19 protein-coding genes, 1 tRNA gene, 1 pseudogene and 2 riboswitches are annotated in these 23,929 nt (G+C 62.8%); of the genes and pseudogenes, 12 read left to right on the top strand and 9 right to left on the bottom strand.

The features are described 5' to 3' along the window. On the top strand, nucleotides 1–1,131 hold a 1,131-nt coding region (gene mnmC1, locus CGX12_RS12755; RefSeq protein ID WP_142995623.1), incomplete at its 5' end, for an FAD-dependent 5-carboxymethylaminomethyl-2-thiouridine(34) oxidoreductase MnmC1. A 1-nt stretch (nucleotide 1,132) separates the two neighbouring features. On the opposite strand, the gene CGX12_RS12750 is transcribed toward mnmC1, so the two are convergent. Next, nucleotides 1,133–1,627 carry a DUF922 domain-containing protein gene (locus tag CGX12_RS12750; protein ID WP_254918286.1) on the bottom strand — a complete coding sequence of 165 codons (495 nt, stop codon included), beginning with the start codon at nucleotides 1,625–1,627 and terminating at the stop codon, nucleotides 1,133–1,135. Between the two features lie 194 nt (nucleotides 1,628–1,821). On the opposite strand from CGX12_RS12750, the gene corA reads away from it, so the two are divergent. Continuing rightward, nucleotides 1,822–2,769, top strand: a complete 948-nt coding sequence (corA, locus tag CGX12_RS12745) for a magnesium/cobalt transporter CorA (protein WP_094040254.1) — start codon at nucleotides 1,822–1,824, stop codon at nucleotides 2,767–2,769. Between the two features lie 282 nt (nucleotides 2,770–3,051). Here the strand turns inward: corA and nrdD are convergent, their stop codons facing one another. Both nrdD and nrdG read right to left on the bottom strand, forming a co-directional pair. Continuing rightward, entirely contained in the window at nucleotides 3,052–4,827 is a 1,776-nt protein-coding gene (gene nrdD / locus CGX12_RS12740; RefSeq protein WP_094040253.1) for an anaerobic ribonucleoside-triphosphate reductase, read from the bottom strand. After that, entirely contained in the window at nucleotides 4,824–5,279 is a 456-nt protein-coding gene (gene nrdG / locus CGX12_RS12735) for an anaerobic ribonucleoside-triphosphate reductase activating protein (RefSeq protein ID WP_094040252.1), read from the bottom strand. The genes nrdD and nrdG overlap by 4 nt, the downstream gene beginning before the upstream one ends. 221 nt (nucleotides 5,280–5,500) lie before the next feature. Here nrdG and CGX12_RS12730 point away from each other — a divergent pair, with 221 nt between their 5' ends. Beyond that, nucleotides 5,501–5,962, top strand: a complete 462-nt coding sequence (locus CGX12_RS12730; RefSeq protein WP_094040251.1) for a CreA family protein — start codon at nucleotides 5,501–5,503, stop codon at nucleotides 5,960–5,962. 29 nt (nucleotides 5,963–5,991) lie between these two features. On the opposite strand, the gene uvrB is transcribed toward CGX12_RS12730, so the two are convergent. Next, on the bottom strand, nucleotides 5,992–7,992 hold the full coding sequence (gene uvrB / locus CGX12_RS12725) for an excinuclease ABC subunit UvrB (RefSeq protein WP_094040250.1): 2,001 nt from the start codon (nucleotides 7,990–7,992) through the stop codon (nucleotides 5,992–5,994). 154 nt (nucleotides 7,993–8,146) lie between these two features. Between uvrB and CGX12_RS12720 the strand changes: the two genes are divergently transcribed. Continuing rightward, a tRNA-Asn gene (locus CGX12_RS12720) sits at nucleotides 8,147–8,222 on the top strand. A 548-nt stretch (nucleotides 8,223–8,770) separates the two neighbouring features. Here the strand turns inward: CGX12_RS12720 and nagE are convergent. Then, complete coding sequence (gene nagE / locus CGX12_RS12715) at nucleotides 8,771–10,264, bottom strand: N-acetylglucosamine-specific PTS transporter subunit IIBC (RefSeq protein WP_254918287.1); 1,494 nt, start codon at nucleotides 10,262–10,264, stop codon at nucleotides 8,771–8,773. 231 nt (nucleotides 10,265–10,495) lie between these two features. Here nagE and nagB point away from each other — a divergent pair, with 231 nt between their 5' ends. From nagB to CGX12_RS12690, 5 genes are all read left to right on the top strand, one after another. Continuing rightward, nucleotides 10,496–11,299 (top strand): glucosamine-6-phosphate deaminase, encoded by an 804-nt coding sequence (nagB, locus tag CGX12_RS12710; RefSeq protein WP_094040248.1) that lies wholly within the window; start codon nucleotides 10,496–10,498, stop codon nucleotides 11,297–11,299. Nucleotides 11,300–11,305: 6 nt separating this feature from the next. Next, nucleotides 11,306–12,451, top strand: coding sequence for an N-acetylglucosamine-6-phosphate deacetylase (nagA, locus tag CGX12_RS12705; RefSeq protein WP_094040247.1), 1,146 nt, complete (start codon nucleotides 11,306–11,308; stop codon nucleotides 12,449–12,451). Next, entirely contained in the window at nucleotides 12,448–13,662 is a 1,215-nt protein-coding gene (locus CGX12_RS12700) for an ROK family transcriptional regulator (RefSeq protein WP_094040246.1), read from the top strand. The genes nagA and CGX12_RS12700 overlap by 4 nt, the downstream gene beginning before the upstream one ends. Further along, the gene (locus tag CGX12_RS12695) at nucleotides 13,659–13,973 is read left to right on the top strand and encodes a translation initiation factor (protein WP_094040245.1); all 315 of its coding nucleotides are present in this window, start codon (nucleotides 13,659–13,661) and stop codon (nucleotides 13,971–13,973) included. Before CGX12_RS12700 ends, CGX12_RS12695 begins: the two co-directional genes overlap by 4 nt. Before the next feature lie 37 nt (nucleotides 13,974–14,010). Continuing rightward, nucleotides 14,011–14,175, top strand: a riboswitch (yybP-ykoY riboswitch). A 22-nt stretch (nucleotides 14,176–14,197) separates the two neighbouring features. After that, entirely contained in the window at nucleotides 14,198–14,755 is a 558-nt protein-coding gene (locus CGX12_RS12690) for a TMEM165/GDT1 family protein (protein ID WP_094040244.1), read from the top strand. Between the two features lie 39 nt (nucleotides 14,756–14,794). On the opposite strand, the gene nhaD is transcribed toward CGX12_RS12690, so the two are convergent. Beyond that, nucleotides 14,795–16,240, bottom strand: a complete 1,446-nt coding sequence (nhaD, locus tag CGX12_RS12685; RefSeq protein WP_094040243.1) for a sodium:proton antiporter NhaD — start codon at nucleotides 16,238–16,240, stop codon at nucleotides 14,795–14,797. A gap of 363 nt (nucleotides 16,241–16,603) precedes the next feature. On the opposite strand from nhaD, the gene argA reads away from it, so the two are divergent. From argA to CGX12_RS12670, 3 genes and pseudogenes are all read left to right on the top strand, one after another. Further along, nucleotides 16,604–17,932, top strand: coding sequence for an amino-acid N-acetyltransferase (gene argA / locus CGX12_RS12680; protein ID WP_094040242.1), 1,329 nt, complete (start codon nucleotides 16,604–16,606; stop codon nucleotides 17,930–17,932). Between the two features lie 67 nt (nucleotides 17,933–17,999). After that, nucleotides 18,000–18,171: riboswitch (Lysine riboswitch) on the top strand. 66 nt (nucleotides 18,172–18,237) lie between these two features. Next, on the top strand, nucleotides 18,238–19,575 hold the full coding sequence (gene lysC, locus CGX12_RS12675; RefSeq protein WP_094040241.1) for a lysine-sensitive aspartokinase 3: 1,338 nt from the start codon (nucleotides 18,238–18,240) through the stop codon (nucleotides 19,573–19,575). A 506-nt stretch (nucleotides 19,576–20,081) separates the two neighbouring features. Further along, nucleotides 20,082–21,094, top strand: a pseudogene (locus CGX12_RS12670) (IS110 family RNA-guided transposase). Between the two features lie 416 nt (nucleotides 21,095–21,510). Here CGX12_RS12670 and CGX12_RS12665 read toward each other — a convergent pair. The 3 genes from CGX12_RS12665 to CGX12_RS19890 form a co-directional block, all read right to left on the bottom strand. Next, nucleotides 21,511–22,794 carry an MgtC/SapB family protein gene (locus CGX12_RS12665; protein ID WP_094040240.1) on the bottom strand — a complete coding sequence of 428 codons (1,284 nt, stop codon included), beginning with the start codon at nucleotides 22,792–22,794 and terminating at the stop codon, nucleotides 21,511–21,513. A gap of 22 nt (nucleotides 22,795–22,816) precedes the next feature. Next, complete coding sequence (locus CGX12_RS12660) at nucleotides 22,817–23,503, bottom strand: glutathione S-transferase family protein (protein WP_094040239.1); 687 nt, start codon at nucleotides 23,501–23,503, stop codon at nucleotides 22,817–22,819. A gap of 11 nt (nucleotides 23,504–23,514) precedes the next feature. Further along, a partial coding sequence (locus CGX12_RS19890; RefSeq protein ID WP_497045258.1) for a type 1 glutamine amidotransferase family protein occupies nucleotides 23,515–23,929 on the bottom strand: 415 nt, incomplete at its 5' end.

The following is a 23,929-nucleotide window of genomic DNA, read 5'->3' as shown; positions in this document are numbered from 1 at the left end:
CTCCAGCAGCGTCACCCGGTGGCCGCCGAGCCAGCCGCCGGCGCCTCGGGCAACCGCCAGGGCGCCGTCTATCCACTGCTGAACGGCGATCACGACACTCTGAGCCGCTTCTACCTGCAGGCCTTCCTGTACGGCCGGCGGGCGCTGCCGGCCCTGGCCGGACGCCGGCCCTTCAGCCACGACTGGTGCGGCGTGGTACAACTGGCCCACGACGACAAGAGCGGCGCCAAGGTAGCCAAGCTGCTCGAGGGACACTTTCCCGATGAAGTGGTGCGCCCGCTCGATGCGAACGCCGTCCGGGACACCACCGGCATCGACGCCGGGCTTGCCGGCGTGCTCTACCCCCTGGGCGGCTGGGTCTGCCCCTTCGAGCTGACCCGGGCGCTGCTGGCCGAGGCCCGGGCGAGCGGCCTGCTCGACTGCCGCTTCAATACCCGGGTCACCGTACTGAGCCAGGACGGCGGGCGCTGGCACCTGAACACCAGCGGCGACGATCTTTACGCCGACAACGTGGTGCTGGCCAACGGCCATGAAGTCACCTCCCTGCACCAGACCGAAGAACTCGCCCTCTATCCGGTGCGGGGCCAGGTCAACCACCAGCCCACGGCACCGCAACTGGCGCCGCTCAGAACCGTGGTCTGCTACGAGGGCTACCTGACCCCGGCCTGGCAGGGACAACACTGCGTGGGCGCCAGCTACGGCCGCCAGCAGACCGGCCTGGACTACCGCGCCGGGGACGAGCAGGACAACCTGGACAAGCTGGTGCGCACCCTGCCCGCCCTGCAGGGGCTCCAAGCCATGGCCGGCGCCGGCCGGGTGGGCATCCGCGCCGCCTGCCGGGACCACCTGCCGCTGGCCGGTGCCGCTCCGGACAAGCAGTCCCAGCTGGCGCAGTACGGCGGCATGCACCGCAAACCCGACGAGATCCTGCCGCTGGCGACGGATCATGCCGGTCTCTATGTGCTGTCGGGACTGGGCTCCAGGGGCATGTGCTCGGCGCCGCTGCTGGCGGAATTGATGGCCGCCCAGTTGCTGGACGAGCCCTACCCGCTGGCGCGGGAGCAGCTGGCGGCGCTCAATCCCAACCGGCACTGGCTGCGCAAGCTGCAAAAGGGCAAGGCGGTGGACTGAGTCATTGCGGGCGGATCAACCCCAGGTTGCGGCCGTAATCGTTCTGCTGCTGGAAATCCCGCAGCAGGGTCTGGGCGATCTCCAGCTGATGATAGCCCACGTTGTCCGCCACCCGCCGCAGCTGATCGCAGCTCGGCTGGGGGGCTATCTCGAACAGGGAGCGCTCCAGCCACTCCGCCGCCAGCAGGGCCCGTTCCCGCACCAGCCGCTCGTAGGCGGTGAGAGCCAGGCGGTAATTTTGCCATTCCGGCGTTTGCGGCCACTCCAGGGGCTCGGTCACGGTGGCGGTAAGCGACACCAGCACCTGGGCCGGCAGGCAGCCCTGCTCGGCCTCCTGCCCCGACAACTGCCAGGACATCCGGTAATCCACATCCGCCAGGCTCGGCTCCAGGGCGCTGGAGCCGTATACGTCCACCGTCTGCCGGGCCTTGAGCACCATTTCGGCACTGGCAGGCATGGCCAACAGCAGCATCAAGGCACAACTTAATCGTGTCACTGTGTTTCTCCCTGGAGCATCCCTTGGGGCAGCTTCTGCCTCATTATAGGACGGCGAGGGGCCTCAAGTCATTTGAGTCTAGCCTCGAGCAGGTGAAAATTAACGCAGTCGCCTCGCGCCCGGACCGGGATGACCTGACATCCGCAGCCCGCCCCTATATAGTGCAACTAACTGTTTATTGGCTGGAGAGCTGCATGATCACCGCCTATACCCTGAACGGAAAGTCCCTCGACATCCAGCCACTGACCGTGGCAGACAGCCTGCCGCCCAAGACCCTGTGGCTGGACATCTTCAAACCCGATGAGGAAGAACAGAGCTGGATGAAGCAGCTGTTCGTCGAGGAGGCGCCCGAGCTGGACGAACTGGACGACATCGAGGCCTCGGCCCGTTTCTACCGGGACAAGGACGGCCTGCACATCCATTCCCTGTTCCCCCAGCGCCTGGGCAAGGAAATCGACGGCATCAACGTGCTCTTCACCCTGCGCAACGACATGGTGATCAGCCTGCGGGAGGACGATCTGGGGCTGATGCGGCTGCTGCGCCACTACATGCGCCAGGACCGGCTGGAAGTGGAGGACGCACCGGATCTGCTGCTGGAGATCTTCCAGCTCAAGATAGAGTACATATCGGACCTGATCGAGGATGGATACAAGACCCTGGAGGACACCGGCAAGGAGGTGCTGCAGGTGGACGACCTGCACAGGACCATGTCGGACCTGATGCACCTGGAAGACGGCAACGGCCATGTACGCCTGGCGCTGTACGACACCCGCCGCGCCCTGCGCTTCCTCAAGCGTTCCCTGCGCCGGGGCGCCAGCGACGAGCAGCGCAACTGGATAGACGAGATGCTCTACGACATCGAATCCCTGCTGCCCCACACCCAGTTCCTGTTTGACAAGATCAACTTCCAGCTGGAGGCGGCCATGGGCTTTACCAGCCTGGAACAGAGCAAGGTGATCAAGATCTTCTCGGTGGCCGCGGTGGTGTTCCTGCCGCCGACGCTGATCGCCAGCATCTACGGCATGAACTTCGAGATCATGCCGGAGCTGGGTTTCGAATACGGTTACCTGATGTCGCTGGTGATGATGCTGATGTCCGCCTGCGGCACCTACTACTTCTTCAAGCGCAAGGGCTGGCTGTAACTGCCTGTTTGAGATCTGCTGAAGTCGGCCAAAGTGTACTACTCTGCCGACACGCTATAAAATAGGGCACTCGCCGTTGCGGCCTGCTGCGAACATTCACTGGAGGTTCGGTCAGGCCGCAATGGCTCGTCACGGCGAGCAAGCTCGCCCCATGTACACTCTCTGTTTCATCCCTGAAACAGAAGGTCGGCAGAGCAGCTCCCTTTGCCCTCCCCATCCGCGCCGGTGTTGCCTGCCGGCACAACCATCAGACGGCACCGGGGCTGGAAAGAGGCAAGAGGATTACCGGTGATAGAAGCGCCGGCCGTGCTCGGCCCGGCGGCCGGCGCTGAAGGCGGACACCCGCTTCAGGTAGCCGATCACCCGGGTGGCGTGATCGATGTTCTCGCTGCCGCACTGCCCGCACGCCCAGTCGGTATGCTTGCTGATATGGCCGCAGTCGTTGCACAGGGTGCTGCGCACGTTGACGGTGAAATAATGGCAGCCGGTGCTGGCGGCGATGCGGTAGAGCTGCAGGTAGCCGGCCTGGCTCAGGTGCTCGTCCAGGTTGAGGTGCAGCGCCGAGCCGCCGTCCAGGTACTGCACCAGATCCCGGCCGTGCAGCACGAACTTGTCGAGCACCTGGGTCCCCTCCTCGTCCTCCACCACATAGAAGTAGGAGTTGTAGCAGTCCCGCGGCACCGCATAGCCGTCGGCCCTGTCCCACTTGGCGTTCTTCACCCCCAGGTTTTCCGCCGGCACGAACTCGGTGTTGAACAGGTAGCCGTACTCCTGCCGCGCCACCCGGTTGGCGTCGTAGATGATCTTGAGCCGCTCGCTGACAAAGCGCTGGTAATCGGGGTTGTTGCCGACCTTGATGCCCCGGTATTCCGCCGCCTCCACCATGCCGTTGATGCCGATGGTGAGGAACTGCTTGTCCAGGCTGATAAAGCCGGCGTCGTAAACGGTGAGGATGCCGTTTTCCAGGAAGTCTTCCATCAGCTTGCGGTAGGCCACCTGATAGCGCTGGATCTTGTGGATCTCGGTCAGCAAATCGCGGCCGTCCTGCTCCAGCCGGTTCATGTTGAGGGTGATGACGTTGATCGAGCCGGTGGCCACCCCGCCCGCCCCCAGGGTGTAGGAGAAGGTATGATCGCTCACCTCGTTGCGCAGCCGGCAGCAGGAGGCCAGGGAGTCGGCGCTGTCCGACATGTAGATGAAGAAGCTGTTGCCCCGGCTCATCTGCCCGGCGCACAGCTCGGCGAAGTCGTCATCGGCGGGGGCGCCGTCCCGGGTGAGCATGGCGGCGGTCACCACCGGGAAGGTCAGCACCGCCTTGCGCCGTTCTTCATTGAACCAGTCGAGGAAGTGGGCCTGCAGCCGGAACACCGACTCGGCCTCGGGCCGGCTGCCGTCGGGGAAGACGAAAAACTCGAACATGGTGTTGAAATAGTCGCGATCGAACAGGGAAATATTCCAGAACACGCTCTGGTAGCCCCTGGCCGCCGCCGGCTGGTTGATGGCGTAGACCACGTGCTGCAGGTGATTGTTGATGGCGTGGGCATGTTCGGTGAGGTAGTCGTCGCCGTAGTCCTTGCGGGCGAAATAATCGAAGTAGGTCAAAAACTCCACCGTGGCCACGGCGCCGGCGAACTGGGCGCTGATGGCGAACACCAGGTTGACGAAGGCGCCGCAGAAGGACTCCAGGTGCCTGGGCGCCTTGCTCTCGCCACCGAGCCGGGTCAGGCCGTCGAGCAGGAAGGGATACATGGTGATGGACACGCAGTAGGGCTTGAGACTGGTTTCATCGTGCACGTAAATTTCGTGGTTTTCTATTTGCCGCTCGTACTCGGTGGCGAGATCGGCGCCGAACAGCTCGGCAATCTTGTTCTTCACCAGCCCGCGGTTTACCTGCACGAAAAAGTCCTTCATCAGCTCCGCCTCGGCGGTGGCGATGTTTTTCTGGGTCACGTTGGCATTGGGATCCATCTTGGAGCCATCCGCCGCGTTGGGCGCCTTCATGTAAGCGTTGAAGCTGTCTACCTTGGCGCGCAACTGCTCCGGGTGCAGACGTATCATGACCTTCTCCAAAAAGTGTGATTGAGCGATTCACCCGTGCTCAGGCAAATCAGCCGTTGGTTAGTGTCTCTGGAGTCGAGACCGCCGAGATCGGCCCGCCAGGGGCCCGTCTTGAGGTAGTCGAGTTCGGCCAGCAGCGATCGGCCCACCCGTTCCCGACCGGTGTAAAGGCAGGTTTTGAGCCCCTGCCGCCGCACCTGGCGCAGCAACGCCAGCAGCGCCTCCCGGTCCCATTCTCCACCGAAAAACAACACACAGGTCAGCAGCCCCCGGTAACGCTCGAGCCAGTCCTGCAGCCGCTCGCCGGTGAGCGGGCTGCCCGCTTGCGGGTCCCAGCTGTCACGACTGTGGCAGCCCGGACAGGCCAGGGGGCAGCCGGTCACCAGCCAGGCCAGGCTGACCTCGCCGGGCACTTCCTGCAGTACCACCCTGGGTTCGAAGGCATTGAGCATCACTCGGCACCAAACACTATATGTTGTGTATTAATGCTAGATATAAACACCATATATTGGAACAGGGCGATTTATCGATCTCGCCTTTCCCTGATCTGGATCAGGCTTTGAATACTAACAGTCATATCAAATACATATTAATAGACAGGAGCCTGAGATGGCGCCGGACGGGGCTTTGTGTTATCACACGCGATAACAGACAGCGTGATAAGGAGCCCGGGATGCGGAGCAGGATCACCGTGGCGGGGCTCGTCGCCCTTGCCCTGAGCGGTTGCGACAATAATGAAGTGGGCGATGTCTCCCTTGGCGTGTTCACCACCAAGGACATCAAGATAGAGGTGCTGACCGACCCGGCGGTCACCGGGGTGACCTGCCATATCTCCAACGTGGTGGCGGATCTGAGCCTGGCGGATCCGTCCGACATGTCGATCAGCTGCCGCCAGACCGGCGAGATCACCCCCGCGATGATAGCGGCGGTGGACAAGTCCAAAAGCGGCGAGATCCTGTTCAAAAAGTCGAAGAGCATCTTCCTGAAAAGCCTGAAGATCCGTCGGATCTACGACGAGACCAGCCAGACCCTGCTGTACGTGGCCTACAGCACCAAGGAAACCGAAGGCAGCTTCAAGCACTCCCTGTCGACCGTGCCCCTGTGGGATACCGCGGCGTATCAGGCGAAGCCCTAGCCGGAAGCCGGAAGCCGGAAGCTTCTGGTTCAGCTGCGGATTAGCTGCTCCCGCAACAGGTGGATGCGATCGCGCACCGCGGCCGCCTGCTCGAACTCCAGGTTGCGGGCATGGTTGAGCATGACCTTCTCCAGCTCGTCGATCTGGTGGCTAAGCTCCTTGGCGCTGGGCAGGTGCGTCGGCACCGGGGTCTTTTCCTTGGCGCGCTTGGAGCCGACCCGCTTGGTGCCGTCCAGATCCATCACATCGGTGATGCGCTTGTTGAGCCCCTTCGGCACTATGCCGTGCTCTTCATTGAATGCCTGCTGCTTGGCCCGGCGACGCTCGGTTTCTCCGATGGCGGCGGCCATGGAGCGGGTGATACTGTCCGCATAGAGGATGGCCTTGCCGTTCAGGTTGCGCGCCGCCCGCCCTATGGTCTGGATAAGGGAGCGCTCGGAGCGCAAAAAGCCCTCCTTGTCCGCGTCCAGGATCGCCACCAGCGACACCTCCGGCATGTCCAGCCCTTCCCGCAGCAGGTTGATGCCCACCAGCACGTCGAACTGGCCCAGGCGCAGGTCGCGGATGATCTCCATCCGCTCCACGGTGTCGATATCGGAATGCAGGTAGCGCACCCGCACCCCGTGATCGTTCAGGTATTCGGTGAGATCCTCCGCCATCCGCTTGGTGAGGGTGGTGACCAGCACCCGCTCGTCCCGCTCGGCACGCAGCTTCGCCTCCGACAACAGATCGTCCACCTGGGTCGCCACCGGCCGCACCTCCAGCTCGGGGTCGAGCAGGCCGGTGGGGCGCACCACCTGCTCGGCGATGTCGTTGCCGGACTTGTCCAGCTCGTAGGGGCCGGGGGTGGCGGACACGAACACCGTCTGCGGCATCAGCGACTCGAACTCCTCGAAGCGCAGGGGCCTGTTGTCCAGCGCCGAGGGCAGGCGGAAGCCGTATTCCACCAGGGTCTCCTTGCGCGAGCGGTCGCCCTTGTACATGCCGCCGATCTGGGGCACGGTGACGTGGGACTCGTCGATGATCAGCAGGCCGTCGCCGGGCAGGTAGTCGAACAGGGTGGGTGGCGGCTCGCCCTCGGCCCGCCCCGACAGGTAGCGGGAATAGTTCTCTATCCCCGAGCAGTAGCCCAGCTCCTGGATCATCTCGATGTCGAACTGGGTGCGCTGGCTGATGCGCTGCTCTTCCAGGAGCTTGTTGGCCGCCAGCAACTGGCTCTTGCGCGCCTGCAACTCCACCTTGATCTGTTCGATGGCCGCCAGCAGGGTCTCGCGCGGGGTCACGTAGTGGGTCTTGGGGTAGATGGTGAAGCGCGCCAGGGTCTGCTGCACGGCGCCGGTGAGCGGGTCGAACAGGCTGATGCGCTCGATTTCGTCGTCGAACAGTTCCACCCGCACCGCCTCGCTGTCGGATTCCGCCGGGAAGATATCGATCACCTCCCCCCGCACCCGGAAGGTACCCCGCTGGAAAGCGGCATCGTTGCGGCTGTACTGCAGCTCCGCCAGCCGGCGCAGCATGTCGCGTTGCTCCAGCCGGTCGCCGGTGCGCAGGTGCAGCATCATGCTCAGGTAGGACTGGGGATCGCCCAGGCCGTAAATGGCGGACACCGAGGCGACGATGATCACGTCCCGCCGCTCCATCAGCGCCTTGGTGGCCGACAGCCGCATCTGCTCGATATGGTCGTTGATGGAGGCGTCCTTCTCGATAAAGGTGTCGGTGCTCGGCACATAGGCCTCGGGCTGGTAGTAGTCGTAATAGGAGACGAAGTACTCCACCGCGTTGTGGGGAAAGAACTCCTTCATCTCGCCGTAGAGCTGGGCCGCCAGCGTCTTGTTGGGCGCCAGTATCATGGTGGGCCGGTTGAGGGCGGCGATAACGTTGGCCATGGTAAAGGTCTTGCCCGAACCGGTCACCCCCAGCAGGGTCTGGTGCGCCAGGCCCGCCGCTATGCCCTCCAGCAGTTGGGCGATGGCCCTGGGCTGATCGCCGCTGGCTTGATAGTCGCTGACCAGTTGGAACGCTTTGCTCATTACCTTTCTCCTCTTGCGCCAGGGCCCAGTTTACCCCCGCCGGACCGGTAATTTTAAGTGAAAACTGGTCCCCGGCCCCTGACACCGAAAAAACCGATTTTACCCTTGACCCGGCTTTCGAGGCTGCGTATCATCTGCGGCCTCTTCACGAGATTCCCCCTTAGTTCAGTCGGTAGAACGGCGGACTGTTAATCCGTATGTCGCTGGTTCGAGTCCAGCAGGGGGAGCCAAATTTTGCTCCGCACTACTTGACTTATCCACCAAAACGGCTGTTGCCTTCCTCGAAAAACCCACATTATCGTGCCTTTACTCTATTCTCCGACGGTGTCGATATACCGCGCGGAAATTTCGCATGTATTTTTTTAAGTGTTTGTTTTTAAAATAATTATTTTTTGCCTACTTTTTTGTCGCCTTATCCGGGAAGCCCGCCCCGCCTGGCTTTGCACCGGTTGCTTCCATCCAGTCCACAGCCTTATCCACAGAAATGGTGGATAACTGAGCCAAGCCCTTCGGGCACAAGGGCTGCGCCCGTTGTGCATAACCTTTTGAGTCTGGTCCACGGAAATCCCCCCTCTTGACAACCGGAAAAGACCGGCCTTCGCATTCCCCGCTCCATTCCTGAGCTGTCACAATTTGGTGCCCCATTCCGGCCCGTTTTGCCCGATTCAAATAGCCACTTTCACCATTTTGGGGCACTTTATGCCCCCAAATAATAAAAAACGGTGCCAACCCGGGGTCGGCACCGTTTTTTCGGTTCAGGGTCCGGAGCGGACAGGGATCAGCGGCTGCCGGTCAGGCTCTTTATCTCCGCCGCCATGATTTCCGCCAGGGGGCCCAGTATCACCTGCAGGTTCTGCTCGCCCAGCTTGACCACGCCCTTGGCGCCCAGCTCCTTGAGCCTGGCCTCGTCGACCCGGCTCCGATCCTTCATGGTCAGGCGCAGGCGGGTGATGCAGGCGTCGATATTGGCCAGGTTGCCTTCTCCACCCAGGGCCTCCAGGTATTCCCGCGCCAGCTGGGACTTGTCGGTGACGCTGCGGCCCGAGGCCACCGGCTCATCGGCTTCCCGCCCCGGCGTCTTCAGGTTGAGCAGCTTGATGGCGAAATAGAAGGTGGTGAAGTAGACGGCACCGAACACCAGGCCGATGGCGACCAGGGTCCAGGGCCTGGTGGCCAGGCCCCAGTTCAGTACCATGTCGAACAGGCCGGCGGAGAAGCCGAAGCCGTGCAGCACCCCGAACAGGTTGACCACCACCAGCGACAGGCCGGTGAGCAGCGCATGGATGCCGTACAGTACCGGCGCCAGGAACATAAAGGTGAATTCCAGCGGCTCGGTGATGCCGGTGAGGAAGGAAGTGACCGCCACCGACAGCAGCAGGCCGCCCACCTGGGCTCGCTTGTCCCTGGGCGCGGCCAGCACCATGGCCAGGGCCCCGGCCGGCAGGCCGAACATCATCACCGGGAAGAAACCGGCCATGAACACCCCGGCGGTGGGATCACCGGCAAAGAAGCGGTGCAGGTCGCCGCGGGTCGCCTCGCCGGCAATCTGGGTAATGGTGGCCCCGTCCACGCCCGGCACGGCACCGCCCACGCTCAGGGTACGCACCAGGGCCGGATCCATGCAGATATTCTGTATCGCCCCGGCCGCCTCGTAGGTCACCTTGAGACACTCGCCCAGGCCGAACCAGAAGATGGAGTTGACCACGTGGTGCAGCCCCACCGGGATCAGGCCCCGGTTCAGCAGGCCGTAAAAGAACTGGCCGATACCGCCGGAGGTCGATACCGCCATACCGAAGCTGTCGATACCGTGCTGGATGGCCGGCCAGACAAAACCGGCGACAAAGGCCGCCAGCAAGGCCACCAGGCCGGTCATGATCGGCACCAGCCGCTTGCCACCGAAGAAGGCCAGGTAATCGGGCAACTTGACCATATGGAAGCGGTTGTAGCAATGGCCGGCGATGATGCCGGCGATAATGCCACCGAAGAAGGACATGTCGATTTCGCTGTTGATGGTCTTGGCCGCGCCGGTCAGCACGAAGTAGCCCACGGCCCCGGCCAGGGCTGCCGCGCCGGCGTCGTCCTTGGACAGGCCGACGGCGATGCCGAGGCCGAACAGCAGCGGCAGCTGGCCGAAGATGGCGCCGCCCGCCTCGGCGATAAAGGGAATGCCCAATAGATCCGGTTGCCCCAGGCGCAACAACAGCGCCGCCACCGGCAGCGTGGCTATGGGTAACATCAACGCCTTGCCTAACTTCTGTAAATAACCCAGCACGTTCACGGCTGCTCTCCTTATGCAATGTCTGTCGGGAGCCTGTTCTGTCCAAACCGGCTTGCACCCAGTCTATGCGGATATAATTCACACAACAAATTAAGATCTGTTTATTTGTGATTAAAATCACTTAAATTGATTATTTAAAGACCGAAATGCTGGCCAACAACCCCATCTTATTTTACCATAAAAAATATGATCCCCCTTCGATACTCAACTTAAAAGGTGTCCGCCATGCGTTTAATCCCCCTCTCCACCGCCACCCAGGTCAGCCGCTGGGCCGCCCGCCATATCGCCAACCGGATAGCGGCCTTCGCCCCCAGCGCCGAGCGCCCCTTTGTGCTCGGCCTGCCCACCGGCGGCACTCCCCTGGCCACCTACCGGGAGCTGATCAGGCTCCACCAGGCCGGCGAAGTCAGCTTCCGCCACGTGGTCACCTTCAATATGGACGAGTATGTGGGGCTGCCCAAACATCACCCCCAGAGCTACCACCACTTCATGCACGAGCATTTCTTCAACCATGTGGACATAGCCCCGGAAAACATCAACCTGCTGGATGGCAACGCCCCGGATCTGGAAGCCGAATGCCGGCGCTACGAAGACAAGATAAAACACTACGGCAAGATCCACCTGTTTATGGGCGGGGTGGGCAGCGATGGCCATATCGCTTTCAATGAGCCGGCTTCTTCTTTATCCTCTCGTACCCGGATAAAAACCCTGACCGAAGATACCCGGCTGGCCAACTCCCGCTTCTTCGACAACGACCCGGATCAGGTACCGCGCCTGGCGCTGACCGTGGGCGTGGGCACGCTGCTGGACGCCGAAGAGATCATGATACTGGTGACCGGCCACAACAAGGCCCTGGCCTTACAGGCGGCGGTGGAAGGCAGCGTCAACCACCTGTGGACGGTGTCGGCCCTGCAATTGCACCCGCGCGGCCTCATCGTGTGCGACACCCCGGCCACCATGGAGCTCAAGGTGAAGACGGTGCGTTACTTCGAGCAGTTGGAAGCCGACAATATCAAACACCTGGAGTAAGCCCCCATGTTTGCCCTGACCGAGTGCACCCTGTTCGACGGCGAGCGTCTGCATCAAGACGGCGCGGTGCTGATCGCCGACGGCAAGATAGCCACCCGGCTCCCGGAAAGGGAGCTGGATCCCGAGATCCCCCGCCATGCCCTGGGCGGGGCCCTGCTCAGCGCCGGCTTTATCGATCTGCAGCTCAACGGCTGCGGCGGCGTCATGTTCAACGACGACATCAGCCTGGCCACCCTGGACACCATGCACCAGGCCAACCTGAAGTCCGGCACCACCAGCTTCCTGCCGACCCTGATCACCTCCCCCGATCGGGACATGCGCCAGGCGGTGGCGGTCACCCGGGAATACATGGCCCGCCACCGCCACCAGGTGCTGGGCCTGCACCTGGAAGGCCCCTATACCAACGTCAGGCGCAAGGGCATCCACCCCGAGCAGCAGATCCGTGCGCTGGACGAGCCCATGCTCGCCTTTTTGTGCCAGCACGCCGACGTCATCGCCACCCTGACCCTGGCTCCCGAGTGCAACAGCGCCGACCATATCCGCCGCCTGCATGAGGCCGGCATCCTGGTGTCCATGGGCCACACCGCCGCCAGCTATGACCAGGCCATGGCCGGTTTCGAGGCCGGGGTGGGCTTCGCCACCCACCTCTACAACGCCATGACCCCCACCGCCAGCGGCCGCGAGCCCGGCGCCGTGGGCGCCGTCTACGATCATCCCGAGGTTCGCGCCGGCATCATAGTGGACGGCCACCACGTGCATTACGCCAATGTGCGGCTGGCGCACAAGGTATTGGGCGAACGCCTCTGCCTGGTGACCGACGCCACCGCCGCCGCCGGCGCCGGCCCCGACTTCAGCCAGTTCGATTTCTGCGGCGCCACCGTCTATGTGCGGGATGGGCAATGCCTGGATGAGCGTGGTACACTCGGCGGCTCGGCGCTGACCATGATCGAGGGGGTCCGCAACCTGGTGGAACAGGTGGGGCTGCCTCTGGAAGAAGCGCTGCGCATGGCCAGCCTCTATCCGGCCCGGGCACTGGGCCTGGAGCGGGAGCTGGGCTCCGTCGCCGCCGGCAAGGTGGCTAATCTGGTGGTCTTCGATACGGATTACCGCGTCAGGGCCACCTTGGTAAACGGACGTTTCACAACCCAATGACCCGCGGACAAATCGCCAACGTTGACCTGGTCAAACAGGTCAACAGCTCGGCCGTCTACCGGCTGATAGACAGCCAGGGCCCGATCTCAAGGGTCAAGATCGCCGAGCTGAGCAACCTGGCTCCGGCCAGTGTGACCAAGATCACCCGGACCCTGCTCGAGCACGGCCTGATCCGGGAAATGGAGCACCAGGCCTCCACCGGCGGCCGCCGGGCCATTTCGCTGACCACGGTCACCAAAGACTTCCACCTGGTCTCGGTCAAGCTGGGCCGGGGCGAACTCAACCTGTCGCTGTACGATCTGGAAGGCACCCCCTGCGGCCGGGAAACCCACCCCTTCCCCTCCCAGCCGCAGGACGCCCTGCTGGCGGCGCTTTGCGCCCATATCGCCGACTTTATCGCCCGTCGCGCGGACAAGCTCAACCTGATTGCCCTGTCGGTGATCATGCCGGGCCTCACCGATGCCCTGCGCGGCCAAGTGATCTACCATCCCAGCTACCCGTTGGCCCAGGTAGAGCTGGCTGCCATCCTGCGCAAGGCCCTGGGGCTGCCGGTATTTATCGGCAATGACATCCGTGCTCTGGCCCTGGCCGAGCACTATTTCGGCGCGGCACGGGACTGCCTGGACTCGGTACTGGTCAGTGTGCACCACGGGGTGGGCGCCGGCATCATCACCGAAGGGCGCATTTTCAAGAGCCTGGGACGGGACGTGGCGGAAATCGGCCATATCCGGGTCGATCCCCTGGGCGATCGCTGCCACTGCGGCAATTTCGGCTGCCTGGAAACCATGGTGGCCGACGCAGCCCTGCTGCGCCAGGCGCAGAAAATGCTGGCCCAGGGCTACCACAGCCGGCTCGACCCGCGCCGGCTGACCATGGCCGAGCTGTGCCGGTGCGCTCTCGCCGGCGATCATCTGGCCCGCAACATCCTGGAGCGCGCCGCCGAGCACCTGGGCCAAGCCTTGGCCATCATGGTCAACCTGTTCAACCCCCAGAAGGTGCTGCTCACCGGCGCCCTGTGCGAGGCCGAAAGCATTGTCTTTCCGCTGATCGGCAAAGCCATCGAGTACCAGTCTCTGCCGAGCTTTCACCAGGGCCTGCCCATCGTACGGGCCCACTTCCAGGACGACCAGACCATCGGTGGTCTGGCCCTGGTCAAACGCGCCCTGCTGGAGGGCGAACTGCTGCAACTCATCATAGAACCGAAATCATGAGCAACATCGTCTACAGCACAGAGCCCGGCTGGCAAGCCCAAGGCAACCAGCCATCCGGCAACAGCCCCTTCCCCACCGACGGCGTGGTACGGCTGCGCCGCGAAACCAAGGGCCGCAAGGGGGCCGGCGTCATCTGCATCTACGGCGTGCCAATGGAGCAGATCAAGGAGCTGGCCAAACGCCTGAAATCCCAGCTCGGCACCGGCGGCGCCATCAAGGACGGCGTCATCGAGATCCAGGGCGACCGGCTGGAGCAGGTGGCCGCCCTGTTGACCAAGGCCGGCTTCCAGATCAAAAAGGTGGGCGGCTGAGCCCTTGCTTTTTTACCGCCGGCGGCTAGAATGGCGGCTCCTGCACAAGGGGGAGTAGTCGCTCTACGCGAGACGGTCGTCAACATCATTGGTGCAAAATCACCATGGCGGCCGTGACCTTTAGGGGTTTGACGAGACCTTTGACAGGCTGATGCCGATACCGGGGACGGGCGGCACGGCTTGCTCATTGGTTGATAACAATCCTGTCCCCTCTGGTACACACTTTGGAAGCCCTGACCACCTCGACGCTTGCCGTCGCCATCGCCGAAATCGGCGACAAAACCCAGTTGCTCGCCCTGGTGCTGAGCTGTCGTTTCAGAACCCCCCTGACCATTGTCCTCGGCATCCTGGCCGCCACCCTGCTGAACCACGCCCTGGCGGGGTGGGTCGGGGTCTGGATCCAACACTGGCTGGATCCGGACTGGCTGCGCTGGCTGCTGGCCGCCTCCTTCTTCGCCATGGCCCTCTGGATGCTGATCCCCGACAAGCTCGATGACGAAGACGGTCGTTTCCGCCGCTTCGGTCCCTTCGTCACCACCTTCGTGCTGTTCTTCCTAGCGGAGATGGGCGACAAAACCCAGCTCGCCACCGTGCTGCTGGCGGCCCGCTTCGTGGAGGATTTCTGGCTGGTGGTGGCCGGCACGACCCTCGGCATGATGATCGCCAACGTGCCCGTGGTGCTGCTCGGCAGGAAAGGCGCGGAGCGCATCCCCATGAAGTGGATACACGGCGCCAGTGCGGTTATCTTCGTGGTATTGGGCGTCACTACTCTGTGGTGGTAGCCTGAAACGCCGCCGCCCCCGCGGGGGCGGCGTTCCGAATTAGCCGTAGAGGGTGAAGCTGTCGGCGTTGAGCCAAAGGTGGGCCAGGATGCTCACCACATAACCGATGAAAATCACCGGCGCCCACTTGAGGTGGCCGAAAAAGGTGTACATGCCCCGGGCCTGGCCCATCAGCGCCACCCCGGCGGCGGAGCCGATGGACAAAAGGCTGCCGCCTACGCCGGCGGTAAGGGTGATCAGCAGCCAGTCGCCATGAGACATCTCCGGCTGCATGGTCAGCACCGCGAACATCACCGGTATGTTGTCGACAATGGCCGACAATATGCCCAGCGCCACGTTGGCGTAAACCACGTCCCACTGGGTGTAGAGCAGATCGGACACCAGCGCCAGATATCCCATGTAACCCAGGCCGCCCACGCACATCACCACACCATAGAAAAACAGCAGGGTATCCCATTCGGCACGGGAGACCCGGCTGAACACATCGAAGGGAACCACGCTGCCGAGGCGCTTGAGCGCTTCCTCGTCGCCCCGTTTCTGGGCCAGGGCCCGTTTGCGCGCCAGCGATCCCGGCAGGGTCTGGCGCAGGAAGTAGCCAAAGAATTGCAGATAGCCCAGGCCGGTCATCATGCCCAGCACCGGCGGCAGGTGCAGCAGGCTGTGGCAGGCCACGGCGGTGGCGATGGTCAGCAGGAACAGACAGACGATGCGGATGGCGCCACGCTTGAGTTCCACTTCCTCGTAGAGGGCAGCGGGTCTGCGATTCTCAACAAAAAAGCTCATCACCAGCGCCGGTACCAGGTAGTTGAGCAGGGAGGGAATAAAGAGAATGAAGAACTCGTTGAACTTGACAATACCCGCCTGCCATACCATCAGGGTGGTGATATCACCAAAGGGGCTGAAGGCGCCGCCGGCATTGGCGGCAATGACAATGTTCACGCAGCACAGGTTGATGAAGCGCTTGTCTCCCTCCGCCACCTTGGTCACCACGGCGCACATCAGCAAGGCTGTGGTCAGGTTGTCGGCAATGGGGGAGATGAAGAATGCCAGGAAACCGGTCAGCCAGAACAAGGCCTTGTAACTGAACCCCTTGCGCACCATCCAGGCCCGCAGGGCATCGAATAGGCGGCGCTCTTCCATGGCGTTGATATAGGTCATGGCCACCAGCAGGAACAGCAGCAGTTCAGCATACTCCAGCAGGTTGTGGCGAAACGCTTCTTCCGTTACCCCCGGGATGCCATGGTTGATATAAGTCCAGCCAATAGCCACCCAGATGATACCGGCGGCCACCAGTACCGGCTTGGATTTGCGCAGATGCAGGTACTCTTCCCCCATCACCAGCAGGTAGGCGATGACGAAGATAAAGACCGCAAAAAAGCCGACGGCGGAGTAGGTCAGATCCAGTTGGCCTCCGGCCGCAAGGACGGGCGCACTGACAAGCGTTGCCAGCCCTCCCAGAATGGACAAGCACAATTTCCTTTGCATTGTTTTTTCTCGCTTTTGTTGTTTTGGCTATAGTTACAAGCGGTTCTGCCCGCCAGCACGGACAAAACACCCAAAAAGGTTAACATAAAGCAACCCCCAAGACATGGGCGATTCTTGGCGCCTGCTCGCATTTTTTATATCCTGACGGCGCTCGCCCGCCCTGCTCCCGACGGCGTTGAAGTTGCACGCAGTATCCACGTTTTCACCCTTGTCGGCGTTGATAAAAATCAAGCTCGCCACCGCTTGCCGCCACCATCGCCGGCAGCGGGAGAACCGTTAAAATGTAAATATTTAATCTTGTTTTTTGCATTACTTTTCACGATCATTGATCCCTGTTTTCTTCCGTTTTTTAAAGGACAACCCGTGCGCGATAATGATGCCGCCCTGGTCAAGGCATTCCGTCAATCCAGCCCCTATGTGAACCTGCACCGGGGCTCCACCTTTGTGGTGATGTTGGGTGGCGAGGCCATAGATCAGGAAAATTTTCCCAATATCATCAGTGATATAGCGCTGCTTACCAGCCTCGGGATCCGGCTGGTCATCGTGTTCGGCGCCCGTCCGCAGATCGATCGGGGCCTGGAAGAAGCCGGCCTGGCAGGGCTCTTTCACAAGCACACCCGGGTCACCGACGAGGCCAGCTTCCGGGTGATCAAGGACGTCTGCGGTGGCCTGCAGATGGACATCATGGCCCGGCTGTCGATGGGGCTTATCAACACCCCCATGCAGAATGCCCGCATCAACGTGGTGACCGGCAATTTCGTTATCGCCCAGCCCCTGGGGGTGGACGACGGCGTGGACTACCAGCACTCGGGCCGGGTACGCCGCATCCACACCGACACCATCCACCACCAGCTGGCCAACGGCGCCACCGTGCTGATCTCTCCCATCGGCTTCTCGGTGACCGGCGAGAGTTTCAACCTCTCTTCCGAGGAGCTGGCCCGGCGGCTGGCCATCGAGCTCAAGGCCGATAAGTTGATCGGCTTCTGCTCCCAGCGCGGGGTGATGAACGAGAACGGGGTGGCCATCGCCGAACTCTTTCCCGAGCAGGCGGAAGAACATCTGCAGCGGCTGCTGGCGGAGGGCGATACCATGTCCGGCACCGCCCGCTACCTGCGCGCCGCCATCTCCAGCTGCCGGGCCGGGGTGCCGCGCAGCCACCTGGTGAGCTACCGGGAAGACGGCGCCCTTATTCAGGAGCTGTTCACCCGCGACGGCCTGGGCACCCAGATCGTCAGCCAGAGCGCCGAGCAGGCCCGCCAGGCCCGTATCGACGACATCGGCGGCATCCTGGATCTGATCCGCCCGCTGGAGGAAGAAGGCATACTGGTACGCCGCTCCCGAGAGCAACTGGAGATGGAGGTGGATCAGTTCACCATCATCGAGAAGGACGGCGCCATCATCGGCTGCGCCGCCCTCTATCCCTTCCCGGAGGAAGGCATGGCGGAGATGGCCTGTGTGGCCATCCACCCGGATTACCGCCGGGGCAGCCGGGGCGACATGCTGCTGCACAAGGTGGAGGATCAGGCCAAAAAGCGCGGCCTGACCCGGCTGTTTATCCTCACCACCCGTTCCATCCACTGGTTCCGGGAGCGGGGCTTCGAGCCGGTGGACGTCAGCGCCCTGCCCATGGGCAAGCAGAAGCTGTACAACTTCCAACGCCGTTCGAAAATCATGATGAAGGATCTGGTATAAATGGATTTGGCCATTTAATCATTGACAGTGCCCGGCAGAGTCAGTAGTTATATGGCAGCCCGTTTCGGGCAAAAGAAGAGGCGCGTTATTCAGGCAGCCGGCAGGAGGAGCTCCCACTCCCGAGATCGCCGGTCAGGGGAGATAACGCCGAGGTGGTGATGCGGGGCAGCGCATCACCGTCGGCCACGAAGGCTGAATCCTTCGGGTTGTCACCTTGTGGGTGGAGTGCTTCTAAGTGACCTTTCCCGTCTCTGCAGTCGTTCCCCCGTTTTTGTTTTCGCATGCATACCATCAAGGAGCTGCACTTGAGCCAGTTAACCGTTGCCAAATTCGGCGGAACCAGCGTTGCCGACGCCGATGCCATGAGCCGTTGCGCCGCCATTCTCGAGCAAAACCCCAACACCCGCCTGGCGGTACTGAGCGCCAGTTCCGGCGTCACCAACCTGCTGGTGGCCCTGGCCTCGGGAGAGCACCAACCGGACAGCCGCGCCCGGCTGCTGCAACAGTTGACCGGCATCCAGCAGGGCATCCTCGACAGCCTGGGGCAGCCCGAGATGCTGACCCGGCATATCGAGGAGATACTGCACCATATCAAGGAGCTGGCCGACAGCGCCGCCATCAGTCCCACCAAGGCGCTGCACGACGAGATCGTGGCCCAGGGCGAGCTGATGTCCACGCGTTTGTTCGTGGAGCTGCTGCGCCAACGGGGCACCCAGGCCATCTGGTTCGACGTGCGCAAGGTGATGCGCACCGATGACCGCTTCAGCCGCGCCGCCCCCGATCTCACCGCCCTGGCCACGGCGGCGGAAGAAGAACTCAAGCCCCTGTGCGATCACCAGCTGGTGGTGACCCAGGGCTTTATCGGCGCCGCCCACGACGGCCGCACCACCACCCTGGGCCGGGGCGGCAGCGACTACTCCGCCGCCCTGCTGGCCGAGGCGCTGAACGCCGCCGCCGTGGAGATCTGGACCGACGTGCCCGGCATCTACACCACGGATCCGCGCCTGGTGAGCGAGGCCCGCGCCATTCCCGAAATCAGTTTCAGCGAAGCCTCTGAAATGGCCACCTTCGGCGCCAAGGTGCTGCATCCCGCCACCCTGCAGCCGGCGGTGCGCCGCCAGATCCCGGTGTTCGTGGGCTCGAGCAAGGCGCCGGAAGCCGGCGGTACCTGGATCCGCAACAGCACCCCCAGCCAGCCCCTGTTCCGCGCCCTGGCCCTGCGCCGCAACCAGGTATTGCTGACCCTGACCAGCCAGAGCATGTTCCAGGCCCACGGCTTTTTGGCCGAGGTATTCGGCATTCTGGCCAGGCACAAGATTTCGGTGGATCTCATCACCACCTCCGAGATCAGCGTGTCCCTGACCCTGGACGCCGGCGCCGAGCTGCTGACCGAGGAAGTGCAGGCCGAACTCAGCAAGCATTGCCACCTCAAGGTGGAGCACGGCCTGGCGCTGGTGGCGCTGATCGGCAACCGCATGAGCGAAGTCAACGGCACCGGCAGCCGGGTGTTCCAGGCCCTGAGCGACGTCAATATCCGTATGATCTGCTACGGCGCCAGCCCCCACAACCTGTGCTTCCTGGTCGAGGAAGACGTAGCCGGCCAGGTGGTGGCCGATCTGCACCGGGAACTGCTGCCGGCGTAAACCGGCTGGAAGCTGGAAGAAAAAATAGCAAACGGCGCCTTGATGTACGGCGCCGTTTTTTTTATTGCCGAAGGCCGGCTCATGTCGAGATGGAATACGCCACTCTCCCTGGCCACATGGTACCGCTTCCAGCTTCAGGCTTCCGGCCTGACTTTTGGTCACAAGTCCGGCTGCCTGATTTGATGCAGAGAAGAGGCAGCAGGGCTACCTCCGCCGACACGCCGCAAGTACGTCCATGTAGGCTCGCACCTGCCATCCCTGGCAGGTGACGGTCGGCGGAGGCCATCCCTGTTGCCTCTTTCAATCTCCGACGTCGTCTGAAGATGGTGCCAACAGGCGGCTGCGAGGCGATAGAGAGGGCAAAGGGCGCAGCTCCGCCGGCCCTCCGCGCCAGGGAGGGCGCGGCGGAGCCCCCAGGGATGATGAGATGGACACCTCTTGGGTAAGCGGCGTCGTAATGCGCCATATTTGGGTTGAAGCTCAAATAACCACAAAAGGTGTCCACTATGAACATTACGCTCATTAGTCTCGATTTGGCAAAGAATGTGATTCAGATGTGTGGTGTGAATCAAGCTGGCAAGGCGGTGTTCAACCGCAAGGTGGCCCGGCATAAGGTATTGGGGCTGCTTAGTCAGTACCCTCAGGTACCCATTGCGATGGAAGCCTGCAGCGGCTCCAATTACTGGGGCCGAGCCCTGCAGCAGCGCGGGCATCAGGTCATGTTGCTGCCGCCCCAGCACGTGAAACCCTTCGTCAAGGGGAACAAGAACGACCGTAATGATGCCTTCGCTATCTGTGAGGCGGCACGCCGTCCCAATATGACGTTTGTTCAGCCACGCACCCTGGAGCAGACCGATATCAGTCTGGTGCACCGGCTGCGAGAGCGCCGCGTTGGGGAAAGAACCCGGTTGATTAACCAGTTACGGGGCTTGCTCAATGAGTACGGCATCGTTCTGCCTGGCGGTAAAGAAAGCTTGAAGCAGGCCATGCCTCTGCTGCTGGAGGATGCCAGTAACGAACTGACACCACGGGCGCGAGCCTGTTGTCGTGACATCCTGGAAGAATGGCAGCAACTGGATGAGGCTATCCAGAAAATAGACACAGACATTCGCCAACAATGTCGCGACAACGAGGCCTGCACCCGGCTGACCGACATTCGGGGCGTGGGCCCAGTGACCGCCACCGCGATGGTGGCCTTTATCGGCAACGGCAGTCAGTACCGCAATGCCGGCACTTCTCCGCCAACCTGGGGCTGGTGCCGAAAGAGCATTCCAGTGGCGGCAAGCAAAAGCTGGGCAGCATTACCAAACGCGGTAATGGGTATTTACGGACGTTGTTGGTACAGGGTGCCTGGTCGATTATCCGGCACCTGAACAAGGCCACCGACCGGTTATCGCTGTGGGTCAAACAACTGGTGGAACGCCGAGGCAAGCAGCGCGCTGCGGTGGCCACCGCCAACAAGTTGGCACGGATTATCTGGGCCATGCTGTTCCGGCAGGAGCACTACCGGGCAGCCTGAGCTGACATGCAGTAACAGTGTTAACCCCCGTTTAGCAGGAAGGAAAAACAAGAGGTTATCACCCCGACGAAACGCGATGTGGTAGACGTGAATGAGGCAACAGGTTAAACCGGCCCTTGCAAACGCCGAGCGAGCCCAAGGAGCCCAGACTCCGTAGGGACGATAATGCAGCAAGGGCGCGGTTCTCATCAGGGCCAGAGTGAGCGGATGACTTACTCATCAACACAGGCCGAATATACGGATGCAGTTAATCCTGGTCGCCAACAACACGGAAACCCCACTTGCGAAAAGCGAGGTGTCCATATAGGGGTTTACGGCGTGCCGGAGGAGCTGTGCGCTTTGGCCGATGTTTTGCTGATCTAAAGTCAACAAAAACTTGTGACTAAAAGTCAGGCTTCCGGCTTCAAGCTGTTGTTTCAGTTCATCCCCCAGGCCAGTCCCAGGCCGGCCAGCAGCGAGGCAGCCATCGCCAGCGCCACCCACCGCCCCAGCACGGCGTCCCCCAGCGCCAGGGCCATGGCCGCCTTCACCAGGTTGTTGACCGACGCCGCCAGCACGATGCCGAGCACGGCGGTACCGTGATCGATGCCGGACAGCGACATCCGCGTCAGCGACAGGGTGATGGCGTCCACATCGGCCACCCCGGAGGCGAACGACAGCAGCAGTATGCCGGTCCGCCCCAACAACTCCTTCAGCCATTCCCCGAGCAGCATGATCACCAGGATAAGGCCGCCGAACAGGAAGGCGGCCTTGAGATCCAGCGGGTTCAGATGCAGGCTCGGCTGATCCACGTTCGCCTCGGTGCGGTGGCGGCGCCAGATCCAGGCCGCAGGGACATAGAGCAGCAGCGTCATCACCAGCACCGGCAGCCAGAGGTCGGCCAGCAGCGCCGGGTTGATCAGGGCGCAGTACACCAGGATGCGCGGGAACATGGTGCCGCAGGCCAGCAGTACACCGGCCGCCAGCAGGGGGGAAAGCACCGGCGATTCCCGCGACAGGCGGGAGTAGTGCAGGGTCAGGGCGGTGGAAGAACTCAGTCCCGCGAACAGACTGGTGAAGAAAATGCCCTTCTCGGTGCCGCCGACCCGGATGGCGAAATAGCCGAGGAAGGAAATGGAGGCGATCAGCACCACCATCCACCAGATTTCATAAGGGTTGATGGCACCGCCCGGCCCCATGTCCTTGTTGGGCAGCAGCGGCAGCATCACCACGGTGATCAGCAACAGCTTGAGCCCGGCATCCAGCTCGTGCTCCTGCAGCTTCTGCAGCAGGCCATGGATCTCCCGCTTGTTGTCGAGGATAAAGGCGGTGATCACCGCGGCGGTGGCGGCGATGGCCGGGTTGTCGAGCATCGCCAGGGCGCCGAAGCAGAAGGTCAGCACCAGGCCGACGCTGCCGGTAATGCTGTAATCGGACAGCTCCCGGCTGCGGGCCCGGTAGGCCACCAGGGTCAGGGCGAAGACGCCGAGCAGACCGGCCACCGTCAGCCACTGACCGACATGGCCACCGAGCAGGGCCGTGAGGCCGCCGAGCAGGCCGACCAGGGCATGGGTACGGATGCCGGCTACCCGCAGGCCGGCCTGGGTATCCCGGCTTTGCCAGCCGCGCTGAATGCCGATGAGGGTGCCCAGCAGCAGCGCCACCCCCAGCCGCGCCAGGGTCTGGTGCCCGGCCAGCAGGGTTTCCGCCAGCTCATCCATGGGCGGCTCCCGAAACCGGGCCTCAGCCCGGGCCCCGGCGCCTGTCCTCTATCAGGGTGCCGGCCTGCAGGGACTCCTGCTCGTGGCCCGGCTCCCGCCAGGGCTCCGCCAGGGCCGCCGCCAGCCATTCCTGCATCGCCGGCAGCGCCAGGATGCGCTGGGCGTAGTCGGCGGCAGCCGGTGCCAGCGGCAGGCGGTAGTTGATGGCCCGGAACACCACGGGGGCGAAGAAGGCATCCACAGCGCCGAAGGCCTCCCCCGCCAGCCAGGGACCGCCGAAGCGGGCAAGCCCCTGCTGCCACAGCTCGTTCAGGCGCTCGAGATCCTGGCGCAGGGCATCGTCCATCTCGTCAAGGGCAATGTGCAGGCCGCAGTTCATCGGGCATTGGCTGCGCAGGGCGCCGAAGCCCGAGTGCATCTCGGCCGCCGCCGAGCGGGCCCAGGCCCGGGCCTCTTTGGCCTTGGGCCAGACCGCCGGGCAGGACTCGGCCAGGTATTCCACTATGGCCAGGGAGTCCCAGACGGTGACTTCCCCGTCCACCAGGCAGGGTACCTTGCCGGTGGGCGAGAAACGACGGAACTTGCTCCAGTTGGAGCCTTCCCCGAAGGGCACCAGCCGCTCGGTGAAGGGAATGTCCAGCACCCGCATCAAGATCCAGGGCCGCAGCGACCAGGACGAATAGTTTTTGTTGGCGATATAGAGTTCCACTTGCCTGCTCCTTAGTCCAATGGGTGACCGGTTTCGTCCGGTACCTGGGGGCTCTCCCCCCGCAAAAAGGCCAGTATCATCCCCATCACCTCGGCGCCATGGTGGGGCTGTTCAACGGAGTCCATGGCCCGACGGTAGAGATCGTCATCGAACCGGTGCCGGCGCAGCTCTATCAGGAAGCGGGCATAGTCGGGAGTGAACTCCGGATGCCCCTGCACTCCCAGCACCCGCTCGCCCAGGGTAAAGGCCGCATGGGGGCAGAAGGCGGAGCCGGCCAGCAGCCGGGCCTGGCTGGGCAGGCGCAGCACCTGATCCTGGTGGCTTACCAGCAGCCGGTAATCGGGGCCGCCCCCGGCCCGCCAGCGATAGCCGTGGTTGCCGATGCCCCAGCCCGCCGGCGCCGGAGACCCGGCTGGACGGCTGGAT

This window comes from Zobellella denitrificans, assembly GCF_002237365.1.
Classification (GTDB): Bacteria; Pseudomonadota; Gammaproteobacteria; order Enterobacterales; family Aeromonadaceae; genus Oceanimonas; species Oceanimonas denitrificans.
Note: the sequence above shows the minus strand (reverse complement) of the source record. Positions and strands in the feature narration are given on the sequence as shown.

Bases quoted from the DNA above. Each gene is read 5' to 3' on its own strand.
- nrdD (WP_094040253.1), bottom strand. From the start codon at position 4,827: ATGATACGTCTGCACCCGGAGCAGTTGCGCGCCAAGGTAGACAGCTTC.
- CGX12_RS12695 (WP_094040245.1), top strand. From the start codon at position 13,659: ATGAGCAACATCGTCTACAGCACAGAGCCCGGCTGGCAAGCCCAAGGC.
- CGX12_RS12730 (WP_094040251.1), top strand. From the start codon at position 5,501: ATGCGGAGCAGGATCACCGTGGCGGGGCTCGTCGCCCTTGCCCTGAGC.
- CGX12_RS12665 (WP_094040240.1), bottom strand. From the start codon at position 22,794: ATGGATGAGCTGGCGGAAACCCTGCTGGCCGGGCACCAGACCCTGGCG.
- CGX12_RS12700 (WP_094040246.1), top strand. From the start codon at position 12,448: ATGACCCGCGGACAAATCGCCAACGTTGACCTGGTCAAACAGGTCAAC.
- corA (WP_094040254.1), top strand. From the start codon at position 1,822: ATGATCACCGCCTATACCCTGAACGGAAAGTCCCTCGACATCCAGCCA.
- nagB (WP_094040248.1), top strand. From the start codon at position 10,496: ATGCGTTTAATCCCCCTCTCCACCGCCACCCAGGTCAGCCGCTGGGCC.
- nrdG (WP_094040252.1), bottom strand. From the start codon at position 5,279: ATGCTCAATGCCTTCGAACCCAGGGTGGTACTGCAGGAAGTGCCCGGC.
- uvrB (WP_094040250.1), bottom strand. From the start codon at position 7,992: ATGAGCAAAGCGTTCCAACTGGTCAGCGACTATCAAGCCAGCGGCGAT.
- nagA (WP_094040247.1), top strand. From the start codon at position 11,306: ATGTTTGCCCTGACCGAGTGCACCCTGTTCGACGGCGAGCGTCTGCAT.
- nhaD (WP_094040243.1), bottom strand. From the start codon at position 16,240: ATGCAAAGGAAATTGTGCTTGTCCATTCTGGGAGGGCTGGCAACGCTT.